22 protein-coding genes are annotated in these 16,827 nt (G+C 34.1%); 1 reads left to right on the top strand and 21 read right to left on the bottom strand.

What is annotated here, in order from left to right; all coding sequences use genetic code 11:
* Positions 1-100: 100 nt before the first annotated feature.
* The 8 genes from lacG to CD155_RS01620 all read right to left on the bottom strand — a co-directional run bounded on the left by lacG (position 101) and on the right by CD155_RS01620 (position 7,574).
* Complete coding sequence (gene lacG / locus CD155_RS01655; RefSeq protein ID WP_070830355.1) at positions 101-1,513, bottom strand: 6-phospho-beta-galactosidase; 1,413 nt, start codon at positions 1,511-1,513, stop codon at positions 101-103.
* A gap of 15 nt (positions 1,514-1,528) precedes the next feature.
* Positions 1,529-3,274 carry a lactose-specific PTS transporter subunit EIIC gene (locus CD155_RS01650; protein ID WP_070830354.1) on the bottom strand — a complete coding sequence of 582 codons (1,746 nt, stop codon included), beginning with the start codon at positions 3,272-3,274 and terminating at the stop codon, positions 1,529-1,531.
* Positions 3,275-3,279: 5 nt separating this feature from the next.
* A complete protein-coding gene (locus CD155_RS01645; RefSeq protein WP_002443690.1) occupies positions 3,280-3,594 on the bottom strand; it encodes a PTS lactose/cellobiose transporter subunit IIA in 315 nt (104 codons plus the stop codon).
* Between the two features lie 24 nt (positions 3,595-3,618).
* A complete protein-coding gene (lacD, locus tag CD155_RS01640; protein ID WP_002443692.1) occupies positions 3,619-4,599 on the bottom strand; it encodes a tagatose-bisphosphate aldolase in 981 nt (326 codons plus the stop codon).
* Between the two features lie 3 nt (positions 4,600-4,602).
* Positions 4,603-5,535: a tagatose-6-phosphate kinase gene (gene lacC, locus CD155_RS01635; protein WP_103212333.1), complete on the bottom strand. Its 933-nt coding sequence runs from the start codon at positions 5,533-5,535 to the stop codon at positions 4,603-4,605.
* 11 nt (positions 5,536-5,546) lie between these two features.
* Positions 5,547-6,062, bottom strand: a complete 516-nt coding sequence (gene lacB, locus CD155_RS01630) for a galactose-6-phosphate isomerase subunit LacB (protein WP_103212332.1) — start codon at positions 6,060-6,062, stop codon at positions 5,547-5,549.
* Between the two features lie 14 nt (positions 6,063-6,076).
* Positions 6,077-6,505, bottom strand: a complete 429-nt coding sequence (lacA, locus tag CD155_RS01625; RefSeq protein ID WP_002443699.1) for a galactose-6-phosphate isomerase subunit LacA — start codon at positions 6,503-6,505, stop codon at positions 6,077-6,079.
* Between the two features lie 313 nt (positions 6,506-6,818).
* Positions 6,819-7,574 carry a DeoR/GlpR family DNA-binding transcription regulator gene (locus tag CD155_RS01620; protein WP_103212331.1) on the bottom strand — a complete coding sequence of 252 codons (756 nt, stop codon included), beginning with the start codon at positions 7,572-7,574 and terminating at the stop codon, positions 6,819-6,821.
* Positions 7,575-7,826: 252 nt separating this feature from the next.
* Here CD155_RS01620 and CD155_RS01615 point away from each other — a divergent pair, with 252 nt between their 5' ends.
* Entirely contained in the window at positions 7,827-8,558 is a 732-nt protein-coding gene (locus tag CD155_RS01615; RefSeq protein ID WP_103212330.1) for an NAD-dependent protein deacylase, read from the top strand.
* Between the two features lie 106 nt (positions 8,559-8,664).
* Here the strand turns inward: CD155_RS01615 and rpsI are convergent, their stop codons facing one another.
* From rpsI to CD155_RS01550, 13 genes are all read right to left on the bottom strand, one after another.
* Positions 8,665-9,057 (bottom strand): 30S ribosomal protein S9, encoded by a 393-nt coding sequence (gene rpsI / locus CD155_RS01610; protein ID WP_002443706.1) that lies wholly within the window; start codon positions 9,055-9,057, stop codon positions 8,665-8,667.
* 19 nt (positions 9,058-9,076) lie between these two features.
* Positions 9,077-9,514, bottom strand: a complete 438-nt coding sequence (gene rplM, locus CD155_RS01605) for a 50S ribosomal protein L13 (protein ID WP_002443708.1) — start codon at positions 9,512-9,514, stop codon at positions 9,077-9,079.
* 259 nt (positions 9,515-9,773) lie between these two features.
* On the bottom strand, positions 9,774-10,577 hold the full coding sequence (gene truA, locus CD155_RS01600; protein ID WP_103212329.1) for a tRNA pseudouridine(38-40) synthase TruA: 804 nt from the start codon (positions 10,575-10,577) through the stop codon (positions 9,774-9,776).
* A 3-nt stretch (positions 10,578-10,580) separates the two neighbouring features.
* Positions 10,581-11,387 carry an energy-coupling factor transporter transmembrane component T family protein gene (locus tag CD155_RS01595; protein ID WP_103212328.1) on the bottom strand — a complete coding sequence of 269 codons (807 nt, stop codon included), beginning with the start codon at positions 11,385-11,387 and terminating at the stop codon, positions 10,581-10,583.
* Positions 11,377-12,237: an energy-coupling factor transporter ATPase gene (locus CD155_RS01590; protein ID WP_103212327.1), complete on the bottom strand. Its 861-nt coding sequence runs from the start codon at positions 12,235-12,237 to the stop codon at positions 11,377-11,379. The genes CD155_RS01595 and CD155_RS01590 overlap by 11 nt, the downstream gene beginning before the upstream one ends.
* Positions 12,234-13,043 carry an energy-coupling factor transporter ATPase gene (locus tag CD155_RS01585; protein ID WP_256605050.1) on the bottom strand — a complete coding sequence of 270 codons (810 nt, stop codon included), beginning with the start codon at positions 13,041-13,043 and terminating at the stop codon, positions 12,234-12,236. Before CD155_RS01585 ends, CD155_RS01590 begins: the two co-directional genes overlap by 4 nt.
* A 360-nt stretch (positions 13,044-13,403) precedes the next feature.
* Positions 13,404-13,772, bottom strand: a complete 369-nt coding sequence (gene rplQ / locus CD155_RS01580; RefSeq protein WP_002432926.1) for a 50S ribosomal protein L17 — start codon at positions 13,770-13,772, stop codon at positions 13,404-13,406.
* Between the two features lie 16 nt (positions 13,773-13,788).
* Entirely contained in the window at positions 13,789-14,733 is a 945-nt protein-coding gene (locus CD155_RS01575) for a DNA-directed RNA polymerase subunit alpha (RefSeq protein WP_002443717.1), read from the bottom strand.
* 76 nt (positions 14,734-14,809) lie between these two features.
* Positions 14,810-15,199, bottom strand: a complete 390-nt coding sequence (gene rpsK, locus CD155_RS01570) for a 30S ribosomal protein S11 (protein WP_000101625.1) — start codon at positions 15,197-15,199, stop codon at positions 14,810-14,812.
* A gap of 21 nt (positions 15,200-15,220) precedes the next feature.
* Positions 15,221-15,586 carry a 30S ribosomal protein S13 gene (gene rpsM / locus CD155_RS01565; protein WP_002432712.1) on the bottom strand — a complete coding sequence of 122 codons (366 nt, stop codon included), beginning with the start codon at positions 15,584-15,586 and terminating at the stop codon, positions 15,221-15,223.
* A 22-nt stretch (positions 15,587-15,608) separates the two neighbouring features.
* Entirely contained in the window at positions 15,609-15,722 is a 114-nt protein-coding gene (gene rpmJ, locus CD155_RS01560) for a 50S ribosomal protein L36 (protein WP_001829709.1), read from the bottom strand.
* A 31-nt stretch (positions 15,723-15,753) separates the two neighbouring features.
* Positions 15,754-15,972 (bottom strand): translation initiation factor IF-1, encoded by a 219-nt coding sequence (gene infA, locus CD155_RS01555; protein WP_001829792.1) that lies wholly within the window; start codon positions 15,970-15,972, stop codon positions 15,754-15,756.
* Positions 15,973-16,162: 190 nt separating this feature from the next.
* A complete protein-coding gene (locus tag CD155_RS01550) occupies positions 16,163-16,810 on the bottom strand; it encodes an adenylate kinase (RefSeq protein ID WP_002443720.1) in 648 nt (215 codons plus the stop codon).
* Positions 16,811-16,827 lie beyond the last annotated feature (17 nt).

Here is a 16,827-nt window from a genome sequence, read left to right as displayed (position 1 = left end):
ATATATCATTCAAGTATGATTTGCTCATAATTAAAGACCCACCACTTATTAGTGATGAGCCTTTTTGATAAAATTTTGATGATTGATTCGTTTATGTTAGTTATTTAATTTCTTTTGTTTTAGCTAATTCTTTGTACCAATAAGCACTTTTCTTAGGATATCTTTCTTGTGTATCAAAATCGACGTAGAAAAGACCATATCGTTTTTCGTAACCGTTTGACCAAGAGAATACATCCATAAGTGACCAAATGAAGTAACCTTTCACATTAGCACCATCTGCAATTGCATCAGCAATTACGTTTAAATGTTGCTTCACATAATCAATACGCGCATCATCATGTACAGTTTTTTCTTTTTCGTCAAATTCATCTTTGTATCCTAAACCATTTTCAGTGACATAAATTTTATGATAGTTTGGATAATCTTTAACCACTCTCATAATTTGATCGTATAATCCTTTAGGATAGATCATCCAGTCCCAATCTGTTCTTGGTACATCTACATCAAATTCTCTTTGACCGACGCCTTTAAGTTGATATTTAGAACCGCCTTTATCACCAGTCGCATTATGTGTGATTTCAGATTCACCTTCATAACCTCTCATCCAATCACTCATATAGTAATTGATGCCTAAGAAGTCATTTAAATCTTTAGCAGCATCTAAAATTTGATAATCTTCTTCTGGAATATTTAACTTACCACCGTTCACAGATAAGATGTGTTGTACACCTTCCATTGTTTCACGAGAATATTTACCTAAGTATGTGGCATCTAAAATAAATTTATTATGAATGATATCCTCTAATTCGGCAGCTTTAACATCTTCTGGATTAGAAGGGTCGTAAGGATATTTAGTTGGTAAGGCATGTACAACGCCTATTTCACCTGAATATTGGCCATCTTTAAATAGTTTCACTGCACGTGCGTGTGCAACCATCATATTGTGATGAGATTGAAATACCTTTTCAAAGTCATATTTAATGCCTGGAGGGAATTTACCTACTAAGTATTGACCATCTCCTATTGGACCAATTTCATTAAATGTTGTCCAATAGTTAACTTCTGTGAATTCTTTAAAACAGAATTCCGCATATTCAACGAAATAATCAATCGTTTTGCGATTTAAGAAATCTCCATCTTTATGAAGTACTTCTGGTGTATCAAAATGATGCAAAGTGACAAACGGTTCTACGTGACGTTTATGACATTCTTTGAATAAGTTATGGTAGTATTCCACGCCTTTAGCGTTTACCTCGCCATAACCTTTAGGGAAAATACGTGACCAAGCAATTGAAATTCTAATACCATTAACTCCAAATTTTTCACTTAATTCTAAATCCACTGGATATTTATTATAGAAATCACTCGCTGGTTCTGCTGTGTACCAGTAATTTTCCTCTAAATACGTATCCCAAGCGACACGTCCTTTACCATCAGTTTGAGTCGCTCCTTCTGCTTGATATGCTGCTGTTGCTCCACCAAAAATAAAATCTTCAGGTAATTTCTTAGTCATGTATAAAACTCCTATCTAATTTTCAAATTGTTTTTTTACAAACTCAAGAGCTGCTTCTCCATCTCTTGTCAATTTGATGTATTCAGCGCCTTGTGTTTTAGCTAATTTTATACCTAATCTGTCAGTGTCTTGTTTAATATCTTCATAGTTTGATGCGACTTGTGGTGCTAATATAATTAATTGATACTCTTTCATAATATCCATATGTGAACCATAACCGCCAGCTGCTGCTTTAAGTGGTACATTATAATCTTCAGCGGCTTTATTAAGTGCGTTTGCGAGAAGACCGCTTGTACCTCCACCTGCGCATAATACTAAAACGTTCGTTTGTTCAGTAATCTGATGGTTAGATTGTTCTTTTGAAATTGCTGGTTGATCAACTTGAGTTTGTGTAGCTTCACCAGCTCCAGCTGTAGCTAAAATTGCGTCAGCTTTTTTTGTATCGAAGTTAGCTGAAACTTTTTCTTTTAATTCATTGTTTGCTTCTTTATTGCCTAACTCTTCTTCTAAAATTTGTTCATCATAAACTTTAACGAATGGATAGTAAATAATGACATCGACAACGATTAAGACGATGGCTAATACAAATGACCAGAATGCAAAACCAGTACCCATCACGATACCGAGAGGACCTGGTGTAGTCCAAGGTAAGAAAATACTGAAACTATTCATATTCAGTACATCTACAAAGAATTTAAATATCCAAACGTTGACGATAGGCGCTAATATAAATGGAATAAAGAACACTGGGTTTAATACTAATGGTGCTCCGAACAAGATAGGTTCATTTACACCAAAGAATGTTGGAACTACTGATGCTCGTCCAATTGCTTTATTACGTTTAGATTTAGTCAGCCACATAAACATAAAAGGTACGACCAATGTTGCACCGGTACCACCCATTGTTACTACGAACATTTGAGTACCAGGTGTAATGACTTTATCTGCATGCTCTCCTGCTTGAATCAAATGTAAGTTTGTTTCAAGGTTAGCGTAAGTAATCGCTGCAATCGCTGGTTCAACGATTGATGGTCCATGAATACCAACAAACCAGAAGAATGCAAATGCACCAAAGATTATCGTTACTCCAACCCAACCATCAGCTGCTGTAAACAATGGTTCAAATACTTTTAATACTGCATTTGCCACATTTGTATGAACAAAAGCTCTAGCAAGTAAATCTAATGCATATAGAATGATGATTACTGCTGATAAAGGGAATATATCTTTAAATACTTGTGAGATATTTGGAGGAACTTCTTTAGGCATTTTTATTGTGATATTGTGTTTAATAAAGAAACTATAAACAATCACAGTTACAAATGCTGAGATGAACGCTGTTAATAATCCTTTAGTACCCATGAAAGCACTTAGGAATCCTCCATCTTTAACAGGATCAGCGGCTAAGAATAAGAAACCACACATCGCAGCCATCATTGTCGAAATAAAGTTAATTTGATTCGTACTGTCCAACTTTCTATTGAATGAATCGGTCAGTGACTTGGCTGTTGTTCCTGCTACAATGAACCCAACAATACCCATTGTATAGTTATAAGGTTTCATTAAGATGCCTTCCATGGTTTTACTCCAAGTAAATCCAAATACGTTTGGCACATAAGCTACTAAAATAAATATACTTGAGAACAAGATAATTGGAATTGCTGCAATAAATCCATCACGAATCGCTCTTAGATAAATATTACGAGATATTTTTTCGAAGAACGGTTTTCCTTTTTCTATCCATGCTATTAACTTATTCATAAAGGTCAACTCTTTCTTTTATATAATTCGATTAAGTGCTTCATTAAATCTTTTAATAGAATTGTTGTCATTAAGTGATCTTGGCCATGCATCATTGTTACGCTATAGGCAATATCATCACCTTGTGCTTCCTTTTGAAGTAGGCTTGTTTGAGCCCGATGTGCTTCAGCGATGCATTGATTTCCTTCTTCAATTAGTGATTCTGCCTTATCATAATCTCCCTCTTGTGCAGCTGTTAGTGCTTCTAAGAATTTAGACCGCGCATCCCCAGCGAATGCAACAATCTCGAATCCTAATAATTGTACTTCTTCTCTATTCATGATGTATTCGTCCCCTTTCGAGAATTAAACTCTCTCTTTCCATGACGTTGCAGTTGTTTCCAAAACTTTGTTTAACTCATCAATATTTTTAAATCCTGTTGAACGTAACCATTCTCGAGCTGCTTCTTCACCTTGTTCGATATAAACTTGAACAGCTCCAGCCCATGTCGCTCTACCACAAAGCACACCATTAAATTTAGCTCCCGCTTCATGCGCAAATTTTAGAGTCTCTTGGAAAAGTTCAGCTGAAACGCCAGCACTTAAGTAAATATATGGTAAGTTTGTTGAAGCGTCTTGATCTTTAAAATGTTGAGCTGCTTCTTCTTTTGAATAAACAACTTCTCCTTCAGCGAACCCTTCAACATATTTCATGTTGACTGGAACTTCTACTTTTAAGACATCAACATTAAAGCGCGCTTCTGAGAATAATTTCATTGCTTCGTTTACTTTTCTTGGTTTCACTTTTGCAAATTCAACACTACTATTATCTGGAATATTATCGTCGTAAGTGAGTACCTCTAAGAAGAATGGAATGTCTTCAGCTACACATTCAGAACCAATTCTTTCAATGTAAGCCTTCTTCTGAATATTAATTTCTTCTGCATCATCTACGTCGTAGTAAAGTAAGAACTTAACTGCATTAGCGCCTTGTTCTTTAAGTCTTTTAGCTGACCATTCAACTAAACAGTCAGGTAAACGACCTTTAGCGTTAACGTCATATCCTGTTTTTTCATAAGCAAGTAGTAATCCACAATCTTTATTGCGGGCTTCAGATGCAGGTAGTCCGTATTCAGGATCTAGGAGAATTGATGACGCGTATTGCGTTAATTCTTCTGATACCAAAACTTTTAATCGTTCAATTTGCTCAATTGTAGGTTCATCTGTTTGATGTTTCGCCATCATACGTTTTAATGCACCGCGTTGGTCAAAAGCTAATGCTGAGATGACGCCTTTATCATTACTTAGATGTTCAATTGATGCCGTTTTTTGAGTTGTTTTTACCATTTTTTACACCTCTATAATTTCAATTTGGTCAAAGAGCTGAGTATAATTAGACATGTTTACATAACCAGTTTGTGCTTCTTGCGCATTTAACATCCCTAAGGTGTTTGCCTTCTTAAGGAGATGCTCATCACTTTCATGATGAACAATTGCTGAAGCTATACCTGCTACTGTGGAATCTCCGGAACCTACAGGATTAAGTACTTTAATCGAAGGTATGTTTACTTTGTAAAATCGTTGGTTATGTTTAGCGAAAGCGCCATTTGCGCCCAAAGAAACAATAATCCATTCAATTTTTGAAAATAACTGATGATTTAAAGCATTTTTCAGTTCTTCAGTAGATTCATTAAGTTCCAATGAAATCAACTGTGATAATTCTTCAATATTTGGCTTAATGACTGTCGGTTTGTGAGTGTTTTGTAGCGCTAATTTAAGTGTTTCGCCAGCACAATCCAATACGACTGGTTTAGCATTTTCGTGACATATATCAATAATTTTTGAATAGTAATTTGAATCTAGACCTTTTGGAAGGCTACCAGAAATAACTACCGCTTCAGCTTTCGATATTAAATCATTCAAATGTTTCAAAAATCCTTTTGATTCATCCGTCGCAATGGTTGGTCCTTGTTCCAAAATTTCTGTTTGGTTGCCATTATGCAAAATAGCAATACAATTTCGTGTTTCATCTTTAATTGTAAAAAATGAATGTTTCACTTGATTGTGATTTAACTTTTCTGCAATAAATTCACCTATTTTACCACCTAAAAAGCCTGTCGCAACAACATGTTCATTGAGTTGTGATAACACCCTAGTTACATTGAGTCCCTTTCCACCAGCCGTCTTGCTAACGTCTTGAACTCTATTCACTGTGTTAATGTGTAATTCATCTAATGGATAAGATATATCTACCGAAGGATTTAAAGTTAAAGTTAAAATCATGTTGATCTTCCTTAATCGTGATATTCGCCTTTATCCCACTTTTCTAAAAATTCATCAAAGAAATGTGGATCTTCTTGTTTAGCATTATGAGTTTCAAGATGATTTATTTTTGCGATTAATTTTTTATTTTCTTCTGTAGGTTTATACTCAGCATTGATAAATGCATCAATAATATCGCACATTAGAAGTTCGCCGATGATTTTCCCACCGAAACCAATAACATTTGCATTTAACTCTTCTTTCGCATATAAAGCTGAAGTCATATCACGTACAAGTGCGGAACGAATGCCAGCAACTTTGTTAACCGCATTATTAATACCAACACCTGTACCACAAATACATACACCTAAGTCAGCATTACCGCTTACAACTTCTTCTCCAACTTTCTTACCAAAAATTGGATAATGTGTACGTGTGAAGTCATAAGTCCCAACATCAATAACTTCATGTCCTTTTGATTTTAAAAACTGTGATACTTCCATCTTTGTATCAGTGACAATATGGTCACAACCTATAGCAATTTTCATTTGTTCTCCTCCTATTAGCACATTTTATTCAGCATATCTACACGAATTTGATGACGTCCGCCGTCATAATGACCGTTAACAAATCCCTTAACCACATTTTTAGCTAAAGTATCTCCAACAATTTCAGAACCTAAAGTAATCATTTTGGAATTATTATGTCCTCTAGTCATGTATGCTGAACGCTCATCTGAAACTTCAGCTGCAATCATTCCTTTAATTTTTGTAGCAACAATAAAACTACCTGCACCATAGGCATCGATGGCAATTCCCAAATTGTCATCGGATTTTTGAACTTCACGTGCAACAGATACTGTCGAATCTACAAAATCTAACTCTTTACCTTCTGTTACATCTAGAACTTCGAAATCGTTCTCTTTTAAATACACTTTAATTAAATCTTTTAGACGTTTACCGTCTACATCTGAACCGATAATAATTGTCATTTTAAGTCTCCTTTTAAAATGATTTTGAAAGCACTAAATAAATGAATGAGAGAAAAGCGCTTTCAATTAACTATGTTTAAATTATAAACACTACACAACAATAAATCAACAAATACTGTTTGTATTTTGTTTGTTTGATGTTTGATTTCAAACATTTAGTGAACTTATTGTTTAAACTACTCCTTTAAATCAACAGAAAAGGAGCGGAGAGTGAAATCTCATTCTTGTAGAATGATTTCACTTTCCGCTCCATAGAGGTTGACGAGGTATAAGAGCACTTTCTCTTAAACTATATTTTATTAAGTTTTAAGTGTTAGTCTATGACTTCAACATATTTTTCAACTTGTTCTGTCTTTTCCAAATCATTTTTATCCATTAATACTGCATTTAATTCTTTCAATTCACAGAAAGAAGAGAAATCATCTTTCCCTATTTTCGAAGAATCAATAAGTAAATATTTCTCAATTGAATGATCTAATGCTAGATGTTGGGTATAAGCTTCATCCATTGATGAAGTCATCGCAACGCCATCTTTAACTCCATTACTACTAAAAAACATCTTACTAAATCGCAAGTTATTTAATAATTGATTCGTCATCTCTCCCACAAATGCTTCAGTTAAATCTCTCATTTCTCCACCCAACAAATACACTCTAAAATGTAGACTCTGTTTTTTCATTAGAATTTTAAAAACTGGCAAACAATTTGTGATAACTGTGAGCGTATGATGATTAATTTCTTCAGCTAACTTTTGAACAGTCGTACCAGGACCTAAAAATATAGTATCTCCATCCTCAATCAACGCAACAGCTTTTTTAGCTATATATCTCTTTTCCTCAATGTAGTGCGTATGTTTTTCCTGGTGGGACATCTCCTTATATTGAAATGCAGAATTACTACGTGCGCCACCATGAATCTTAGTAAGCACACCTTTCTCTTCCAACTCTGCTAAATCACGACGAACTGTCATATCTGATACATTTAAATCTTCTACAATTTCATTTGTTCTAACAGTCCCTCTTTTATTAACAAGTTTTGTAATTTCGTCTAGCCTATCATATTTGTTCATATCTATATCCACTTCCTACGATAACGTCATTTACATACTTAATTTGTTTTAACTTTAATTTACTTTTCTAATGTCTTAATATAATTTTATAACACACTTTAAATACTTTAAAATGATAAAGTAATCAATTATGTAAATATGTTGCTACAAAAATCATAACACGGAAACTTGATATTCACTTATAAATTATTTGTGGTGAAAACGAACAGTTTTCGATTAGTTAAAAAGAAATTTAAAAACTGAGGTGATTCTATGGATATGGAAATTCAACGATTAAGAGAAATGATAGAAGAATCCGAAAAAATTGTATTTTTCACTGGGGCAGGCGTATCTGTAGCAAGTGGTATTCCTGATTTCCGCTCAATGGGTGGTCTATTTGATGAGATTTCAAAAGATGGACAATCTCCAGAGTATTTACTAAGTGTAGATCATTTAAATGATGACAAAGAAAGTTTTATTGATTTTTATCATAAAAGATTATTAATTGCAGATAAAAAACCAAATATTGTACATCAATGGATTGCAGAATTAGAACATGAAGGTCAATCTTTAGGTGTTATTACTCAAAATATTGATGGCTTACATACAGATGCAGGTAGTCAACATGTTGATGAATTACATGGCACTTTAAATCGTTTTTACTGTATCAATTGCTACAATGAATACTCAAAATCTCAAGTGATGGACAATCACATTCGATATTGTGAAAAGTGTGGCCAGATTATACGACCTGATATTGTATTATACGGGGAAATGTTGAATCAAAACACAGTATTCAAAGCTTTAGAAAAAATACAAAAAGCTTATACACTCATTGTTCTAGGTTCATCACTCGTAGTACAGCCAGCAGCAGGCTTTGTTTCAGAATTTAAAGGTGACAATTTAGTAATTATCAATAGAGATCACACACCGTATGATCAAAGTGCTGACTTAGTCATACATGAAGATATGACAGAAGTTGTCGAAAACGTCACGAAAAAATAGATAATATTTTGAGGTTGGGAACTTTATAGTTAGTCTCATCATCATTGTAATAACATAAAAAAACACTTCCCAAATAATGGGAAGTGTTGATGTGTGTTCGCCAAAATTAACGTTTTGAGAATTGAGGAGAACGACGAGCTTTTTTAAGACCTGGTTTTTTACGTTCTTTCATACGTGGGTCACGAGTAAGTAATCCAGCGCGTTTTAAAGAACCTCTGTATTCAGGGTCAGCTTCTAATAATGCACGAGCAATTCCGTGACGGATAGCTTGAGCTTGTCCTGTGAAACCACCACCGTGAACGTTTACTAAAACGTCATAGTTACCTTTAGTTTCAGTAACATCGAATGGTTGGTTTAAGTCTAAGATTAATGATTCAAATGGTAAGTAGTCACGTACGTCACGGTTGTTAACTGTAATGTTACCTTCACCTGGTACTAAACGTACACGTGCTACTGAGTTTTTACGACGGCCTGTACCTTTATATTCAACTTGTGCCAATGTAATTTCCTCCTTCTAATTAACCACGTAACTCGTAGTTTTCTGGTTGTTGTGCAGCGTGTGGATGTTCAGCGCCACCATATACAAATAATTTTTTACCTTGTTTTTCACCTAAACGTGAACTTGGTAACATACCTTTAATAGAAGTTTCTAATAAACGTTCTGGGTTAGTTCTTCTTAATTCACCAGCTGTGATTGATTTTAAACCACCTGGGTGATTTGAGTGGCGATAGTACATTTTATCTTGTTCTTTATTACCAGTGAATTCGATTTTAGATGCATTGATGATGATTACGTAATCACCAGTGTCAACGTGTGGTGTATAAGTTACTTTATTTTTACCGCGTAAGATAGCAGCTACTTCAGATGATAAACGACCTAATGTTTGGCCTTCAGCATCAATAACATACCATTTGCGCTCAATGTTTGATTCATTTGCCATAAATGTTTGACGCATAATAATTGTCCTCCTAAAAATAAATGCTTCGTTCTTAATTGTTTTGTCAATTGATCACATTCGAACCTATGATCATTCAACGCACAATTTTAATTATTGTTACGATTTAAAAGCGTAAGTTTTCATTTATTTTGTTAACTGTTGTTCTGCTTTGCTTATATATCTAGTAACACAATAAGTTTCCGGGGCTTATCGTGGGGTGATATAAAACAATACCGTTAATAATCTTATAATTTCACAATGCTTTTGTCAATGACATTCAATCATTTTCCAACGATTTTTTAAGATGTATTTTAATATCATTTCCAAACTCTTCCTTAAGTGATTCTGGTGATAGGTAAACCTTTTCTAAATAGAGTCCTTCTGAGGGGGCAGTGAAAGGTACATTGTTTCTATTTTTTTCTTCAAGTAGTTGTGGAACCTCGTCAGGTTGTCGCTTCCCTTTTCCCACCTCTATTAAAAATGCTACAAGAACACGAACCATGTTATAGAGAAATCCTGAACCAGTAACCACATAATCAAAACCTGCTTCAGTTTGAACCACTTCACTTTGATATAGAGTTCTCACTTTGCTTTCCACTTCAGTTTTCTGAGAACAAAAACCTGTAAAATCATGTGTTCCAATAAAATGATGAGCCGCTTCATTCATTTTAGCTAAATCTAAATCATTATCGATAAATGTTTCGAGACCACTTTTAAACGGATCACGATGTGCGCCTTGATAGACTTTATATCGATATCTTTTACCTACACAGTCATATCTACAATGAAAGTTTTCATCTACTGTTTGAACGCTTTTAACGTAAATATCATTAGGTAAGAAACGATTCATCGCATATTGCCATTGTTGATTATCAATATTTAACTCAGTGTCAAAATGAAAGAATTGTTGATACGCATGCACGCCTCTGTCCGTACGACTTGTAGGATGTATTCGTACATGACGCTTGTGCATACGTTTAAGAATCTTTTCAAATTGTTGTTGTACTGTTCTCCCCTGCTGTTGAATTTGAAAGCCAAGGAATTGATTACCCTGATATGCAATTTCTACTAAAATTCGCAATGTTTACACTCCTGTGTATTTAATAATAAATAAGATAAGTCCAATTGGTATTAATAGAATTAACGTTATCGTGTCTTTTAATCGCCATTGTAGTAATCTGTAACTAGTTCGTTTAACATTCATATCATAGCCCCTTACTTCCATAGCTATTGCTAATTCTTCCGCTCTTTGAAAGGCAGAAATAAACAATGGAACCATAAGAGGGATAAATGCTTTAATGCGTGTCACAATACTCCCTGAACTTATTTCAGACCCTCTTGATTTTTGAGCTAAAATAATTTTTTCCAATTCATCCATTAAAGTAGGTATAAACCTTAGCGCGATAGACATCATCATACTCAATTGATGAACGGGAATCTTAACCCATTTCAATGGTGCTAATAACTTTTCAAAGGCATCAGTTAAATCTATAGGACTTGTCGAAAGCGTCATAATTGTCGCAATCATCACTATAAAGATAAGACGTAATGAAATGTAAATTCCTTCTATCACTCCATTAGACTCTATTGTAAAGAAACCCCAATGTAAAAGTGTCTTTCCTCCATTAGTAAATAAGATATGCATTAAAAAAGTAAATATTAAGAAGAAAAAGATAGGCGTGAGCCCTTTCATTAGAAATCCGAATGGGATTTTAGCCAATTTCATAGATATAATGATAAGTAAAAATATCCAAGCGTATGTGCCAAACGAATGACAAAAGAAAATAAATATTATAAACACAAAGACAAATATGAGCTTTGCTCTAGGATCAAGATGATGTACAGTCGAATGATTTGGGAGATAGCGTCCAATGATTAATTTATTTTTCATTTTGCCACTCCTTATACATCTCAATAAACTCCTCTTCATTTAAAGCTAGTTTAGGTAAGGATATTTGATACTTGTGCTCAAAATCTATTTGTAATCTAATAATGTTTGGTAGCGTAATATGCCACTCAGCTAACTTATCTGTATTTTTAAATAGTTCTCTAGGTTCTGATTGTTCAGCTACCCTACCATTACTTAATACAACAACTTCATCAGCATATCGCGAAACATCATTCATATCATGTGAGACTAAAATAATCGTCTTATTTTCTTCCACTTGAATTCGCTTAATAAGAGTCATAATCTGCTCTTTACTTTGAGGGTCCAAGCCAGCTGTTGGTTCATCCAATATAATAACTTCTGGATCCATAGCCAAAATAGATACAATTGCAATTTTCCTCATTTGTCCACCTGACATTTGAAAAGGAGAAAGTGACATGATATCTCTTGAAAATCCTAAATCAAGTAATAATTGATAAGCCTTTTCTTTAGCTTTTTCTAAGTCCATATTAAAGTTTTTCGGTCCAAATTCTATTTCTTTTTCTACACTATCTTCAAATAGTTGAGATTCTGGGAATTGAAATACAATGCCTACCTTTTTACGGATAGGTCGTAAATATTTATCCTTAGTTTTATGTGTTATTTCAATATCCTCAAATTCAATTGACCCTTTTGTTGGTTTTAATAACGCATTAAGATGCTGTATCAAGGTAGATTTTCCACTACCTGTTTGTCCTATAATTGCGTAATACTTTCCTTTTTCCAAAATCAAAGATATATCTTCTATAGCATTATATTCATATGGCGTCCCTTTTTGATAAGTATAGCTAACATGATTTAACTGAATACTCATAATCGTTTGACCAACCCTTCGTATGTCACAAATGATGAATCAAATCCTAGTAGTTGATTCATTTTCATAGAGAAAGGTAAATCTAATCCAATAGAAGTTAGTTCATCAGTATATTTAAATATTTCTTCAGGTGTATCCTGTTTAAAAACAGTTCCTTTATTCATAACAATAACATGATCAGCTTCCATCGCTTCGTCTAAATCATGAGTTATAGAAATGATTGTTACTTCATTATCTTCTTTCACTTCACGTACGAGATTTAAGAGTGATACTTTCGCATCAGGGTCTAACATAGTTGTTGCTTCATCTAAAATAATAACAGATGGATTTAGCGCTAATACACCAGCTATCGCAACACGTTGTTTCTGACCTCCAGAAAGTGAATGTGGCTCGTAATCAGCTTTATTAAGCATGTCTACTTCTGATAATGCTTTATCTACTTTAATGTGCATCTCATCATGAGGGACTGCATGATTTTCTAGACCGAAAGCAACATCAAATTTCACAATTGAGCCGACAAATTGATTATCTGGATTTTGAAACACAATACCAATTTGATTTCTAATTTTATGTATATTTGAATTGTCTATTTTTTCATTTTTAAATAATATTTGACCTTCGTTAGCTTCTTCTATGCCTACCATTAATTTAGCTATAGTAGACTTCCCAGAACCATTATGACCTACAATCGACGTCCATTTTCCAATAGGAACAGAAAAAGATACGTTATTTAATGTGAACGCAGAATCACTTTGATATTGAAAAGATACACTTTTAAATTCAATGATATTCATTGGCTCATTCACACTAAACAACTCCTTCTGTTAAATATTGTCGTTACTTTAAATATTTTACAATAATTCAATTTATCTGTATATCACATACGTTCTTTTCACACAGATAATCTTAGAATTTCTCTATATTAGAAAAGAAAACAAAAAAGCTATAGTAATCTCTGACTATAGCTTAAATAAAAAAGCGCGCACCCCATCGTATTGTTGAGTTCACGCTTATAAGAAATATTTAGTTAGATGGGGCACTCTGAGCTAGACAATATTTGTATGTGGCAAACATTATCGTTGCACTCATTTGCTTTATATATAAGTAGTAAGTGTATTTATTAAGGTAAAGTGACTGAGACATAATTTAATGTCTCAATCCCTAAATTAAACTAATTCGATAATTACTGATTCAGCACCGTCACCACGACGAGGGCCTACTTTAAGGATACGAGTGTAACCACCTTGACGTTCATTATAACGTTCAGCGATTTCACCGAATAATTTTTGAAGAGCAGTTTGTGTTGATTCATCTTCATTTAAGATTTCAACGTTACGTAAAGTTTTAGCTGCATTACGACGAGAAGCTAAATCTCCTTTTTTACCTAAAGTGATTAATTTCTCTACTACACTGCGTACTTCTTTAGCACGAGCTTCTGTAGTTTCAATACGTTCACTTACGATAAGAGAAGTCGCTAAGTCACGTAACATTGCTTTACGTTGATCAGAAGTACGACCTAATTTTCTGTAACCCATGAGTTAACCTCCTTTATCAATCTTCTTTTCTTAATCCTAATCCTAAATCTTCTAATTTATATTTAACTTCTTCTAGAGATTTACGACCTAAATTACGCACTTTCATCATGTCAGCTTCAGATTTATCAGCTAACTCTTGTACAGAATTGATTCCTGCGCGTTTTAAGCAGTTGTAAGAACGTACAGATAAGTCTAATTCTTCGATAGACATTTCAAGTACTTTTTCTTTTTGATCTTCTTCTTTTTCGATCATGATTTCAGCATTTTGAGCTTCATCAGTTAGACCTACAAAGATGTTCAAGTGTTCAGTCATTATTTTAGCTGCTAATGAAACTGATTCTTGTGGAGTGATTGAACCGTTAGTCCAAACATCTAAAGTTAATTTATCGTAATCACTACTTTGACCTACACGTGTGTTTTCTACTGTGTAGTTAACACGTTCTACAGGTGAGTATAGTGAATCAACAGGAATTACACCAATTGGTAAATCACTAGTATTATTTTGTTCAGCTAATGCGTAACCTCTACCCTTATTAGCAACAAGACGCACTTTAAGATGTCCACCTTTAGACACAGTTGCGATTTTAAGTTCTGGGTTTAAAATCTCAACATCGCTGTCGTGAGTAATGTCACTTGCAGTTACTTCGCCTTCATCTTTAACATCAATTTCAAGAGTTTTATCTTCTTCAGAGTAAATTTTTAATGCTAATTTTTTAATGTTCATAATAATTGTTGAAACATCTTCTACAACATTGTCTACTGCTGAAAATTCGTGTAGAACTCCTTCGATTTCGATGTACTTAACGGCTGCACCTGGTAACGAAGATAGTAGGATACGACGTAAGGAGTTTCCTAGTGTAGTACCGTAGCCACGTTCAAGTGGTTCAACAACGAACTTACCGAATTTAGCATCTTCACTAATTTCAATTGTCTCAATTCTAGGTTTTTCAATTTCTATCATTTACAAATATCCTCCTTAAATACGTCGACTAGATTTAAACTGTTTGCTCAGTGACCTGTAACAATACAATCCTAAATTAGACGCGACGACGTTTTGGTGGACGACAACCGTTGTGAGGTACTGGAGTAACGTCTCTAATTGCAGTTACTTCTAATCCTGCAGATTGTAATGCACGGATAGCTGATTCACGGCCTGGTCCAGGTCCTTTAACTGTTACTTCTACAGTTTTTAAACCATGTTCCATAGCTGATTTAGAAGCTGTTTCTGAAGCCATTTGTGCTGCGAATGGTGTTGATTTTTTAGATCCTTTGAATCCTAATGCACCAGCTGATGACCAAGATAATGCATTACCGAATTCATCAGTGATAGTTACGATAGTATTATTGAATGTTGAACGGATATGTGCTACACCGTTTTCAATATTCTTTTTCACTCTACGTTTACGAGATACTTGTTTACGTGCCATTATTTTTGCCTCCTTTACCTATTATTTTTTCTTATTAGCTACTGTTTTAACCGGGCCTTTACGAGTACGTGCGTTGTTTTTAGTTTTTTGACCACGAACTGGTAAGCCACGACGGTGACGAATACCACGGTATGATGAAATTTCCATTAAACGTTTAATGTTTAAGTTTTGTTCACGACGTAAGTCACCTTCTACTTTGTAGCTATCTACAACTTCACGGATACGACCTAATTCGTCATCAGTTAAATCTTTAACGCGAGTATCTGCTGATACGTTTGCTTCTTCAACGATTTTGTTAGCAGTTGAAGTACCGATACCATAAACGTATGTTAATGAGATAACAATGCGCTTTTCACGTGGAATATCCACTCCTGCAATACGTGCCATATTAATTTACACCTCTCTTTTATTAACCTTGTCTTTGTTTGTGCTTAGGATTATCACAAATTACCATTACTTTACCTTTACGTTTAATGACTTTGCATTTTTCGCAAATTGGTTTTACTGATGGTCTTACTTTCATTTTTATACCTCCCTATATTATGGAGTGACGATTATTTATAACGATAAGTAATTCTACCGCGTGATAAATCATACGGAGACATCTCAACAGTTACTTTGTCGCCAGGTAGAATACGAATGTAATTCATTCTGATTTTACCACTAACATGCGCTAAAATCTCATGACCATTTTCTAATTCTACTTTAAACATTGCATTTGGTAAAGTATCTAATACAGTACCTTCTAATTCAATTACATCTTGTTTAGCCATTGATTAACTTCCCCCTTTTTGCAATAGTAAGGTAATCGTCAATAGACAACTTAACAATACGAATCTATTCGTGACTAGTTATTATAAGTTTAACAAAAATACGGGAATTACAAATCATTATTTGTCACTCACTCTATTAAATTTCACTCAAATATTCACTTAGCAAATAGATCGTAAATCGTTGATCTATCTATAAATGATCTAAAATATCAATGACATCGTTCGTTACTTCATCAATATCTTTTGAACCATCAATGTTTTTCAAAATACCTTTTTCATCGTAATACTCTAAAATAGGTTTTGATTGTTTAACATTAACGCTCAAACGATTTGATACTGTTTCTGGATTGTCATCTTCACGTTGATATAACTTTCCACCATCGATATCACAAATACCTTCAACCTTTGGAGGATTAAATACAAGATGATAAGTTGTACCACATTTCTCACAGATACGACGACCTGTAAGACGATTCATTAACTCTTCCTCAGGAACTTCAATATTGATAACAGCATCAATTTCTCTATCAAGCTCAGACATAATGTTATTTAATGCCTCAGCTTGTTCGATTGTTCTTGGGAATCCATCTAATAAGAATCCTTTTTTCGCATCGTCTTCAGAAATACGTTCTTTAACGATACCTACAGTAACTTCATCAGGAACTAATTCTCCACGATCCATGTATGATTTAGCTTCTTTACCTAAATCAGTTTCATCTTTAATCGCTTTTCTGAACATGTCACCAGTAGAAATATGTGGTATTGGGAATTTCTTAACAATTTCACTCGCTTGAGTACCTTTACCTGCGCCAGGTAAACCCATTAAAATGATATTCATAAATGCCCTCCTACAAA

This window comes from Staphylococcus caprae (assembly GCF_002902725.1).
Classification (GTDB): domain Bacteria; phylum Bacillota; class Bacilli; order Staphylococcales; family Staphylococcaceae; genus Staphylococcus; species Staphylococcus caprae.
This window is presented reverse-complemented; position numbering and strand designations above follow the sequence as displayed.

What these genes read in the sequence shown, in the direction of transcription:
- lacG (WP_070830355.1), bottom strand. Translation starts at nt 1,513, where the DNA reads ATGACTAAGAAATTACCTGAAGATTTTATTTTTGGTGGAGCAACAGCA.
- CD155_RS01650 (WP_070830354.1), bottom strand. Translation starts at nt 3,274, where the DNA reads ATGAATAAGTTAATAGCATGGATAGAAAAAGGAAAACCGTTCTTCGAA.
- CD155_RS01645 (WP_002443690.1), bottom strand. Translation starts at nt 3,594, where the DNA reads ATGAATAGAGAAGAAGTACAATTATTAGGATTCGAGATTGTTGCATTC.
- lacD (WP_002443692.1), bottom strand. Translation starts at nt 4,599, where the DNA reads ATGGTAAAAACAACTCAAAAAACGGCATCAATTGAACATCTAAGTAAT.
- lacC (WP_103212333.1), bottom strand. Translation starts at nt 5,535, where the DNA reads ATGATTTTAACTTTAACTTTAAATCCTTCGGTAGATATATCTTATCCA.
- lacB (WP_103212332.1), bottom strand. Translation starts at nt 6,062, where the DNA reads ATGAAAATTGCTATAGGTTGTGACCATATTGTCACTGATACAAAGATG.
- lacA (WP_002443699.1), bottom strand. Translation starts at nt 6,505, where the DNA reads ATGACAATTATTATCGGTTCAGATGTAGACGGTAAACGTCTAAAAGAT.
- CD155_RS01620 (WP_103212331.1), bottom strand. Translation starts at nt 7,574, where the DNA reads ATGAACAAATATGATAGGCTAGACGAAATTACAAAACTTGTTAATAAA.
- CD155_RS01615 (WP_103212330.1), top strand. Translation starts at nt 7,827, where the DNA reads ATGGATATGGAAATTCAACGATTAAGAGAAATGATAGAAGAATCCGAA.
- rplM (WP_002443708.1), bottom strand. Translation starts at nt 9,514, where the DNA reads ATGCGTCAAACATTTATGGCAAATGAATCAAACATTGAGCGCAAATGG.
- CD155_RS01595 (WP_103212328.1), bottom strand. Translation starts at nt 11,387, where the DNA reads ATGAAAAATAAATTAATCATTGGACGCTATCTCCCAAATCATTCGACT.
- CD155_RS01590 (WP_103212327.1), bottom strand. Translation starts at nt 12,237, where the DNA reads ATGAGTATTCAGTTAAATCATGTTAGCTATACTTATCAAAAAGGGACG.
- rplQ (WP_002432926.1), bottom strand. Translation starts at nt 13,772, where the DNA reads ATGGGTTACAGAAAATTAGGTCGTACTTCTGATCAACGTAAAGCAATG.
- CD155_RS01575 (WP_002443717.1), bottom strand. Translation starts at nt 14,733, where the DNA reads ATGATAGAAATTGAAAAACCTAGAATTGAGACAATTGAAATTAGTGAA.
- rpsK (WP_000101625.1), bottom strand. Translation starts at nt 15,199, where the DNA reads ATGGCACGTAAACAAGTATCTCGTAAACGTAGAGTGAAAAAGAATATT.
- rpsM (WP_002432712.1), bottom strand. Translation starts at nt 15,586, where the DNA reads ATGGCACGTATTGCAGGAGTGGATATTCCACGTGAAAAGCGCATTGTT.
- rpmJ (WP_001829709.1), bottom strand. Translation starts at nt 15,722, where the DNA reads ATGAAAGTAAGACCATCAGTAAAACCAATTTGCGAAAAATGCAAAGTC.
- infA (WP_001829792.1), bottom strand. Translation starts at nt 15,972, where the DNA reads ATGGCTAAACAAGATGTAATTGAATTAGAAGGTACTGTATTAGATACT.
- CD155_RS01550 (WP_002443720.1), bottom strand. Translation starts at nt 16,810, where the DNA reads ATGAATATCATTTTAATGGGTTTACCTGGCGCAGGTAAAGGTACTCAA.